The sequence below is a fragment of the candidate division WOR-3 bacterium genome, assembly GCA_011052815.1.
Lineage (GTDB): Bacteria > Hydrothermota > Tepidihabitantia > SM23-42 > SM23-42 > DRIG01.
This window is the reverse complement of sequence record DRIG01000088.1, coordinates 1-9554: the sequence shown is the minus strand read 5'-3', so window position 1 is coordinate 9554 and position 9554 is coordinate 1. Positions and strand designations below refer to the sequence as shown.

Sequence of the window (9554 nt, the reverse complement as noted above, 5' to 3'; positions counted from 1 at the left end):
CTCAACACCTTATGGGGTTTTTCCACCGATTAGTCTTCTTCTTCCCTGAACCTATTAATAAACTCATTGCCAAAGGTAAACCTACGGGATTACCTAAGGCATTATTAAAGCTTCCTATCTTCCAAAAAAATATCCCTGTTTACTACATAAAATTTTTAGGATCTGTAAGGATTTACCGAAATGGCGTAAAACTACGAGATAACCCCACACCGATATATGCAAGTCTCATTATTCATCTCAGTATCAAGAAAAAGATAGAATTGGAATCAATATATAGAAATTTCTGGTCCACTGCAAAAGACCCAAAAGGTTCACTTTCTCATCTTTTATATAACCTTCGAAGATATCTCAAACTACCTCCTGATACACTTTCAATAAAACAAGGATTTCTTCACTTCAAGGGATATATTACAACCGATTATCAATACTATAAAGAAACCATTACAAGAGCAAAGGCGCTTTTGCATGCAGGTGAGTGGGGACTTGCAAAGAGGGAATTCTTAAGGGCATTCAAACTCTTTCGTGGTAAGCCATTCCGTAAGATGTATGATGACTGGTCGGATGATAAAAGGCTTGAAATCCTTTTCAGTTATGAGAAGGAAGTAAAGGCTTTCGCGAATGAATTGATGAAGAGAGGAAGGACAGAGGAGGCAAAGAGGGTGCTTGAGCGAGCGGAAAGAATAGTGAGTAGCAAGTAAAGCGTAGAGCGTGACGGCGTGTCGGAGAAACGATCCGCAGATTTATTTACACGACCAATATCTCCGAGAACTTCCACCGCCGTCTGGAATGGATTCGACAACATATGAGCGGTTTTTTCCAGAGCGAAGAAGTGCTGGGAATAAATATCATTTTACAACTGGAACGCCTTCAAAAAGGTAAATGGAACACAGCCAATACCTACTTTAAAGCCCACGAATATAAATTGCTTCAGAGCCATCGTTTAAAATTCAGAGAAACTGACGGTGACTTAAGAACCGAACTCAAAAAAGCCGCACAAGAAATGGCCGCAGCAGCCAAAAACTATAAACAAATGGGACCCAATTCCAGAACCAGAAAAACCAAACAATCTTACCCCAAGGATTCATGAAATCGGATCCCCGGATAATTATACTCATACACAACATTCTTGACAAGTGCCCAAGCAGCGGTTGACTGGGGTCAAATATCTACATTGATAATGCAATAAGGAAAAAATGTCCAGAAGACCTGATCCCATTTTTTATTTCTTTCAAGAAAAATTTACACACAATTTTGGACACTACCCGACACTCCCCTGCCCTTGACAAATTAAAAAAATAATCTATAATTGTTTCATGATAAAGGTAAGGCTGAATAAAAAGAATAAAAAAGTAGCAAAAGGGACACCGATTAAAGAGCTGGTTAAGAACAAAGACGTCATCGCCGCGCTCGTTAACGGTGAACTTCAGGACCTTGCTGCTGAAATCACCGAAGAATGCAGGATTGAACTGCTCGATTTCTCAAGTGAACAGGGAAAAAAGATCTACTGGCATTCAGCCTCCCACATTATGGCAATGGCAGTGAAGACTTTATTCCCTGACGCCAAACTGGCGATAGGGCCGGCCATTGATCAGGGATTTTATTATGATTTTGAAACAAAGACACCTTTTTCTCCTGAAATTCTGGGAGAAATAGAGAAAAAGATGGCGGAAATCATTAAGCAGGATATACCTTTTGAAAGAATTATAATGAAAAAAGAAGCGATCCTTGAATTCTTCAACCGCCGCAATGAATCCTATAAAGTCGAGCTGGTTAAGGAAATCGAGGACGAAGAAATAAGCCTTTATCGAAACGGTGATTTTGTCGATCTCTGCCGTGGACCACACGTACCCAGTACCGGCTATATCCGGGCGTTTAAATTACTGAGTATCGCCGGCGCTTACTGGCGTGGTGATGTGAATCAACCCATGCTTTCGCGAATTTACGGTATTGCATTTCCTTCCCGCGAAGAGTTAAATGATTTTCTCAATAAACTCGAAGAAGCAAAGAAAAGAGACCATCGGAAACTGGGAGCCGAGTTAGAACTCTTTTCCATCTTTGAACAGGCAGGCGCCGGACTAATCTACTGGCATCCAAAAGGGGCGGTTGTAAAAAGAGTTATCGAGGATTACTGGATAAACGAACACATTGCCGCGGGCTATCAGCTTGTATCAACCCCCCACATCGCCCGGGGCCATCTCTGGCATCAATCAGGCCATTACGATTATTACAGGGAAAATATGTTCGTGCTACCGGTGGACAAAGAAGAATACATCCTTAAACCGATGAACTGTCCAGGACATATTCTGATATACAAATCAAAACTGCGCAGCTATAAAGAACTGCCGATAAAATTCGCTGAACTGGGACAGGTATACCGCAATGAGCTTTCCGGCACACTTCACGGCCTTTTGAGGGTACGCGGCATTACGATCGACGACGCCCATATCTTCTGTCAACCTGAACAGATTGAAGATGAATTGGTAAAAGTGCTGGAATTGAGTCTGAAAATCCTGCGTAAATTCGGTTTTGAAAAATTCGACGTCGAGCTTTCTGTCCGGGACCCGAAATCAAAGAAAAAGTATTTGGGAACCGACAAAGAATGGGAACGTGCTGAAAACGGTCTGATCTCGGCATTGAAAAGAGTCGGGATACCCTATAAAAAACAGGAAGGGGAAGCCGTTTTTTACGGACCCAAGATAGATATCAAACTGCTCGATGCACTGGGCCGCAGGTGGCAGGCGACAACCATCCAGTTTGACTTCAATCTACCAAAGAGATTTCATATTGAGTATATGGATAAGGACGGTCAACATAAAGAAGTCGTCGCCATCCATCGGGCGATCTACGGCTCCCTGGAACGGTTTATGGGCTGTCTCATTGAACACTATAAAGGTGCCTTTCCGCTCTGGCTGGCGCCGATTCAGGTCTCGGTCATGCCCATAACCAATAAACAGAACAAGTACGCTGAAAAGATATATAAAAAATGTGAACGCAGAAAACTCCGCGTGGAGCTCAATGAAAAATCAGATAAAATAAATTACCGAATAAGAGAAGCTGAACTGCAAAAAATCCCCTACATCCTCGTGGTCGGTAAAAAAGAGGTGGAGAATAACACCATCTCGGTCCGAAAAAGGGGTGAGGGTAACCTGGGAGAGATGAACTTAAAGGAATTTTTTAATTTAATAAAAAAAGAAATAGGAGGTGCAAATTAAAAATTTACCGAGAGCAAATCGACACATCAGGGCACAAAGAGTAAAATTAATCAGTGAAAAAGGAGAGGTTCTTGGCGAATTCCACATAAAAGAAGCGATGCGTATGGCTAACGAACGAAAATTGGACCTGGTTGAAGTCGCACCGAACGCCAATCCGCCGGTGTGTAAAATAATGGATTTCGGTAAATACGTGTATGAAAAGAAGCGGCAGGAACGGGCGTCCCGTAAACATCAGCATCGTACAACCGGCAGAGGAATGAGGATGTCGTTGAAGATAAGTGAACATGACTATCAGGTCAAACTCGCGAAAATCAAGGAATTCCTCACTGACGGAGATCGAGTGAAAGTAACTCTACGACTCAGAGGAAGAGAAATGCTGCATGCAGACCTCGGTTTCAAAGTGCTGGAAAAAGTCGCTACGGATATTGAGGGATTAGGAAAGATGGAAAATCCGATCAAGCGGGAACATAATATCATCCACGTCACATTTCTTCCAGAAAAGAAAAGGAGATAATAAATGGCTAAACAAAAAACCAAAAGAGGCTGGGCGAAAAGAGTAAAAAAGAGGAAGAGTGGGGTAATAACAAGAAGAAAAGCCGGTAAAGGGCATCTTCTTACCTCTAAATCAAAGAAAAGAAAGAGGAGACTTCGTCAAGCAGCCAAGGTGTCCAAAGCCGACAAAAAAAGACTTAAAGGTTTAGTTTAACCATAATTGACAAATTTTTTAAATTGATTATACTTTAATAAAGGAGCAAGATTATGCCCAGAACAAAAAATGTGCCAGTTACAAGAAAAAGACGGAAAAAATGGCTGAAACAGGCAAAGGGCTATTGGGGCGCCCGGCATAAGCTATACAAGACGGCCCGGGTCGCGGTCATGAAGGCATGGCTTTCAGCCTATCGAGAACGGAAACGAAAAAAACGTGTGTTCAGAGCATTGTGGATAACCAGAATCAATGCTGCGTTAAGAAGTCAAAACATGAAATATTCCCAGTTTATACACGCCCTGAAAAAGCTCAATATTGAACTCGACCGAAAAACACTCGCGGCACTCGCTTACGAACATCCTGAACAATTCAATGCCCTCGTTGATCTGTGCAGAAATGAGGAACAGCCCGAATCAAAAAAATAGCATGGAAGAGAAACTCAACATATTAAAGAAGAAGATTCAGGAAGCATTAAAAGATGCGGCTGATAAAAAGAGTCTTGAAGAGATACGGATTAAATTTTTGGGAAGAAAAGGTGAAGTAAACAGACTTTTCAAGGAAATCGTCCGTCTTCCGGTCGAAAAGAGAAAACTCTACGGCAACGAAATCAATAAATTAAAGAAAGAACTCAACCAGGAATTGAACACCCGCCTTAGCAAGTACACGTCTGAATCCGGGAAGAAGTTCGAAATGCTCTTGCCCGGAAGAACACCACCTGTGGGCTATGCACATCCTTTATCGAAAATCTTCAGTGAAATCGTAACTTTTTTCACAAACTTCGGGTTCAGTATCGCCACTGGTCCGGAAATCGAATATGACTGGTATAACTTCGAGGCGCTCAACATTCCCAAAGACCATCCGGCACGGGATATGTTTTCAAGTTTCTACATAAAAGGAGACCTTCTCCTGCGCAGCCACACCTCTCCTGTTCAGATCAGGGTCATGGAAAAACAAAAACCGCCCATAAAAATCATCTGTCCGGGCAGGTGTTACCGATACGACCCGTTTGACGCCAGCCATTCACCTGTCTTTCATCAGGTTGAAGCGTTATATGTGGACAGGGATGTATCTTTCGGCGAATTGAAGTGGATCTTAAGTGAATTCGTGAAATTCATCTTTGGTCCTAAAACAAAGTATCAACTCAGACCCTCGTTCTTTCCGTTTACCGAACCATCAGGCGAACTGGCGATAAGATGTGCGGTGTGTGGCGGTAGCGGCTGTTCGGTCTGCGGATACAGCGGCTGGCTCGAGATGCTGGGTTGTGGTATGGTCCATCCTCAGGTTTTGAAAAACGTCAAGATTTCACCGAAAAAATATTCCGGATACGCCCTGGGTATGGGCGTAGAACGTGTTGCGATGATCAAGTATGTGATTGATGATATCAGGGCTTTTTATAATAATGATATCAGATTTCTGGAGCAGTTCTGATGTTGATAACAGTCAAATGGCTTGAAGAATTACTCGGCAAAAAATTAGAGGTGGAGAGACTGAAACGCATCTCGCTGAATCTCGGATTGGAAGTTGAAGAGGTCACCTCTCTTGCTCCTCCTGATTTAAGGATCGGAAGGATAGAGAGGCTTACCCCTCATCCGACCCTTGGTAATTTAACGATTCTGCAGGTGAAATTGAATAAAAGACTCCAAATCGTCACCGCCGCCAAAAACGTAAAAAAAGGCGATCTTGTACTCGTCGGACCTGCAGGTATAAAATTCAATGAACAGACAATCAAAGAAAAAAACTTTAAGGGTGTCAAATCCGAGGGAGTTTTAATCAGCGAGCAAGAACTGGGATTAGCTGAAAGCTCGACCGGTGTCATTATCCTGGAACGAGGAAAACCAGGAGCGTTATTTAAAGATTTTTTTGATGATTTAGTACTTGATATGAGCACTACGCCGAATCGTCCGGATTGGCTTTCTGTTGAGGGCATCGCGCGCGAAATGGCTGTGGGATTGAATATCAATAAAGCGGTACGTCCTGCGGCGGACAGGTTGTTGTATGCTTCAAAACAGACAAACCGAAGAGGCTCTTTTAAAATAGAGATAAAAAACCTGACAGGATGCCCGAGATATACTGCAAGGATCTTCAACAATGTCGAAGTCAAGGAATCACCATTCTGGATGAAATGGCGTCTGCATTGTATGGGAATGAGCCATGTGAATAATATCGTGGATATCACAAATATTATAATGCTCTTAACCGGCCAACCCCTGCATCCTTTCGACCTCGATCTGTTAAAGGGCGGGATCATAATCAGAAAGGCGAAATCCGGTGAAGAATTCACGACTTTGGAAGGAACCAAATTAACCCTTACCAGGGATGATCTGATCATCGCCGATGATAATGGACCCATCGCCCTTGCCGGAATCATCGGTGCCCGATGTGCGCAGATAACCGAAAACACCAAACGGGTTCTCCTCGAAAGCGCCTATTTTGACCCCAAGTACATCGCACACACCTCACGACGGCTGGGTCTGATAACAGAAGCCTCTATACGCTTTGAGCGTGGAGCCGACATCTCGGCGGTGGATAAAGCCTCTTTACGGAGTGGTGAACTGTTCAAAAGATATGCTTCTGCAAAAGAACAGGAGTTTCTCGGTGAGGGTGAAAAAGGCAAAGCAGTGAGGATTAAATTCTCCCTCGACCGATTAAACAAAATACTTTCTCTGGCTCTTACCTCTGATCAGGTGAAATCATTACTAAAGAAAATTGATATTCAGGTCAGCGGCAGAGGAAAACTCCTCGCCCGAATACCGCACTATCGGCGTGACTTACGCATTGAAGAAGATATTTATGAAGAAGTTGCAAGGGTTTTCGGTTACATGAAGATTCCCGAAACAATGCCTCAAAGATGGGGAGGGCGTGTCAAAATAGACAGAATGCGTATGTATGAAAACAACGTAAAGAACTACCTTCTGGGACAGGGATATAGTGAAGCCTATACCCTTTCATTAACAGCCAGTTCAAGACTCTTAAAATCTGGCTTTGATAAATTCGTAACAATAAAAAATCCTTTGAACGAGCGTTTCGACGCCCTGCGGCCGACGCTCTTTTTCGGTCTTTTGGACTGTGTAAATTATAATCTCTCAAAAGGAAACAGGTCCTTACGATTCTTCGAAATAGGAAACATCCTGCTTCCTGAAGATCCATTCCAGGAAAGGAGATTGGGACTGATCGTCGGCGGTGAACAATATCCTGATTTCTGGAATAAAAGAGGTGAAGTCATCGACTACTACGATGCCAAAGGTATCGTTGAAAGCATCTTCAAACTCCTCCACATAAAAGAAATCCAATTCACCGAAGTGACGAAAAGAGGATTCAGTCAGGCGGCGGCTGTCCAGTTAGCCGGGAAAGAACTGGGATTTGTCGGATGCATTGAAAGCACTCTCTGTAAATCGCCTTACTATTACGCTGAACTGCACCTCGAAAAAATCCTGAAATTGATTACTGAAACCTATTACATCCCACCGGCGAAATATCCTGCAAACACAAGGGACCTTTCCTTTCTGGTCGATATCGGGGTCGAAGTACCCCGTCTCATTGAAATGATTACTGAAGTCGGAGGCCCGATTCTGGAAAAAGTCATTCTTTTCGATTACTATAAAGGGAAAAATCTTCCGGCGGACAAAAAAAATCTTGGTTTTCGTCTCTATTTCAGATCTCCAGATCGAACCCTTACCGATTCTGAAGTGGACGCTTTTGTCAAACGCATTGAAGAAAAATTATCAAAAAAAGTCGATGCTAAACTAAGGAAAAAGGAGTAAGTTTGGACGAATTAAATAAACTCGAAGAGAAAGTCAATAAACTGATTTTGTTAATTAGCGAACTTAAGCAGCGGGTTGAAGAAGCAGAAGATGAAAACGCCCGTCTTAAGGAAAGAGATAAAGAAGTACAGGAAAAGATTGAGGGTTTGATTGAAAAAATTGATAAACTGCTCATTTAAAAATTTTTTAACGAGCAGTAGTGAGGTCTAATTTGAAAAAGAACGAAGTTGTTGTAACCATCTTCGGAAATGACTATCGGGTCATTTCCGACGATTTAGATCCTGAGCGAATAAAGGAAGTTGCTGAGATCGTCGATGCGAAGATGAAGGAAATACATAGAGAATTTCCTCTGCCGTCGACTACAAAAATAGCGGTACTTGCCTGTTTGAATCTGGTTGACGACTATCAACGCCGCGAAAGTCAGCACAAGAAAAAAATCGCTGAAATGGAAGAGAGGATTAGATCTCTAATCCTTAAATTGGATGAAGCAGTTCCTTAATTCGTCTCTGCCGTGCTCGTGATGGGTACTTAGTCTTGAGCCAACACCCATCTGTAGGGAGCTCAGTTCAGTTATAAGGATTTTCTTATAGCTGACAGGCGCCCACCTTAAACCTGGGTTCAGAGACTTATGCCCACACGGCACCGGCGGGGGCGTTTACAAAAAGGAGTTTTTATGACTATCGGAATTTTAATCGGTATCGGCATTGTAATAGTTGCCGCTACGTTAATCATCTATTTTTACCTGAGATTCGGTAAAGCAAAATTGGCTCACGCTTCCCTGGAAGCCGCAAAAATAATCGAGGAAGCAAAAAAAGAAGCCGAGACATATCGTAAATCTTCTGAAATAACCGCCAAAGAACAGTGGTATCAGGAAAAGCTGAAGTTCGAAAAAGAAACCGCATCCCGTAGAAAAGAGATTGAAAAAGCAGAGAAACGGCTCGTGGAGAAGGAGATGGTTTTAGAAAGAAGAGAACATCTGATCGTGGACAAGGAAAAAGAGCTTCTTACAAAAGAGCACAATCTTCAAAATAAAGAACGGATAATACATGCAAAGTCAGAGCGGCTTGACCAGATGATCAAGGAACAGAATGAAGCGCTTCAGAAAATCGCCACGCTCTCAAAAGAAGAAGCCAAGAAGGCGTTGATGAAGAATCTTGAAGCGGAAGCACGGCACGAGGCAGCAGCTTTGATAAATCAAATCAGAGAAGAAGCGAAAGAAAAAGCCGAAGCCACTGCCCGGGAGATCATCCTCCAGGTGATCCAGCGCTGTGCCACTTCCCATACCGCCGAAACCACAATATCGGTCGTGCCCATTCCTTCCGATGAAATGAAAGGAAGAATCATCGGTCGGGAAGGACGGAACATACGGGCGTTTGAAAATCTCACCGGTGTTGAAGTCATCATCGATGATACGCCTGAAACGATTTCACTCTCCTGCTTCGACCCGATACGTCGTGAAGTGGCTCGTCTTGCAATGGAAAAGTTGATCTCCGACGGTAGAATCCACCCCACACGTATCGAAGAGGTGATTAAAGATGCACGTAATGAAATAAACAATGTAATCAAGAGCACTGGTGAAGAAGTGACCCTGGAAATGGGCATTATCGGTTTTGTTCCGGAAATAATAAAGTATCTCGGTAAGATGAAGTATCGAACGAGTTATGGTCAGAATCTACTCCAGCACTCAAAAGAGGTCGCTAATCTTTCGGCGCTGCTTGCGCAGGAATTGGGACTTGACCCGATGATAGCGAAACGAGCCGGTCTGCTGCACGATCTGGGTAAAGTGGCTGACGGAAACGTCGAAGGTTCTCACGCCCGCGCCGGAGCCGAACTCGCCCGTAAATTCGGTGAAAATGAAATGATTGTGAACGCAAT

Annotated in this window: 10 protein-coding genes and 1 other RNA gene; all 11 read left to right on the top strand. The window is 43.2% G+C overall.

Features of this window, described 5'->3' with window-relative positions; all coding sequences use genetic code 11:
- Window positions 1–802 precede the first annotated feature (802 nt).
- On the top strand, window positions 803–1087 hold the full coding sequence (locus tag ENI34_08320; protein ID HEC79127.1) for a hypothetical protein: 285 nt from the start codon (window positions 803–805) through the stop codon (window positions 1085–1087).
- Between the two features lie 226 nt (window positions 1088–1313).
- The gene (gene thrS, locus ENI34_08315; GenBank protein HEC79126.1) at window positions 1314–3212 is read left to right on the top strand and encodes a threonine--tRNA ligase; all 1899 of its coding nucleotides are present in this window, start codon (window positions 1314–1316) and stop codon (window positions 3210–3212) included.
- Window positions 3202–3726 (top strand): translation initiation factor IF-3, encoded by a 525-nt coding sequence (locus ENI34_08310; GenBank protein HEC79125.1) that lies wholly within the window; start codon window positions 3202–3204, stop codon window positions 3724–3726. The genes thrS and ENI34_08310 overlap by 11 nt, the downstream gene beginning before the upstream one ends.
- A 3-nt stretch (window positions 3727–3729) precedes the next feature.
- Window positions 3730–3918 carry a 50S ribosomal protein L35 gene (locus ENI34_08305; GenBank protein HEC79124.1) on the top strand — a complete coding sequence of 63 codons (189 nt, stop codon included), beginning with the start codon at window positions 3730–3732 and terminating at the stop codon, window positions 3916–3918.
- A 53-nt stretch (window positions 3919–3971) separates the two neighbouring features.
- The gene (locus ENI34_08300) at window positions 3972–4343 is read left to right on the top strand and encodes a 50S ribosomal protein L20 (GenBank protein HEC79123.1); all 372 of its coding nucleotides are present in this window, start codon (window positions 3972–3974) and stop codon (window positions 4341–4343) included.
- 1 nt (window position 4344) lies between these two features.
- The gene (locus ENI34_08295) at window positions 4345–5346 is read left to right on the top strand and encodes a phenylalanine--tRNA ligase subunit alpha (GenBank protein HEC79122.1); all 1002 of its coding nucleotides are present in this window, start codon (window positions 4345–4347) and stop codon (window positions 5344–5346) included.
- Entirely contained in the window at window positions 5346–7679 is a 2334-nt protein-coding gene (locus tag ENI34_08290; protein HEC79121.1) for a phenylalanine--tRNA ligase subunit beta, read from the top strand. The genes ENI34_08295 and ENI34_08290 overlap by 1 nt, the downstream gene beginning before the upstream one ends.
- A 2-nt stretch (window positions 7680–7681) precedes the next feature.
- On the top strand, window positions 7682–7858 hold the full coding sequence (locus ENI34_08285; GenBank protein HEC79120.1) for a cell division protein ZapB: 177 nt from the start codon (window positions 7682–7684) through the stop codon (window positions 7856–7858).
- Window positions 7859–7878: 20 nt separating this feature from the next.
- On the top strand, window positions 7879–8178 hold the full coding sequence (locus ENI34_08280) for a cell division protein ZapA (protein HEC79119.1): 300 nt from the start codon (window positions 7879–7881) through the stop codon (window positions 8176–8178).
- A 1-nt stretch (window position 8179) separates the two neighbouring features.
- A non-coding RNA gene (gene ssrS, locus ENI34_08275) (6S RNA) lies at window positions 8180–8335 on the top strand.
- A gap of 17 nt (window positions 8336–8352) precedes the next feature.
- On the top strand, window positions 8353–9554 hold a 1202-nt coding region (rny, locus tag ENI34_08270; protein HEC79118.1), incomplete at its 3' end, for a ribonuclease Y.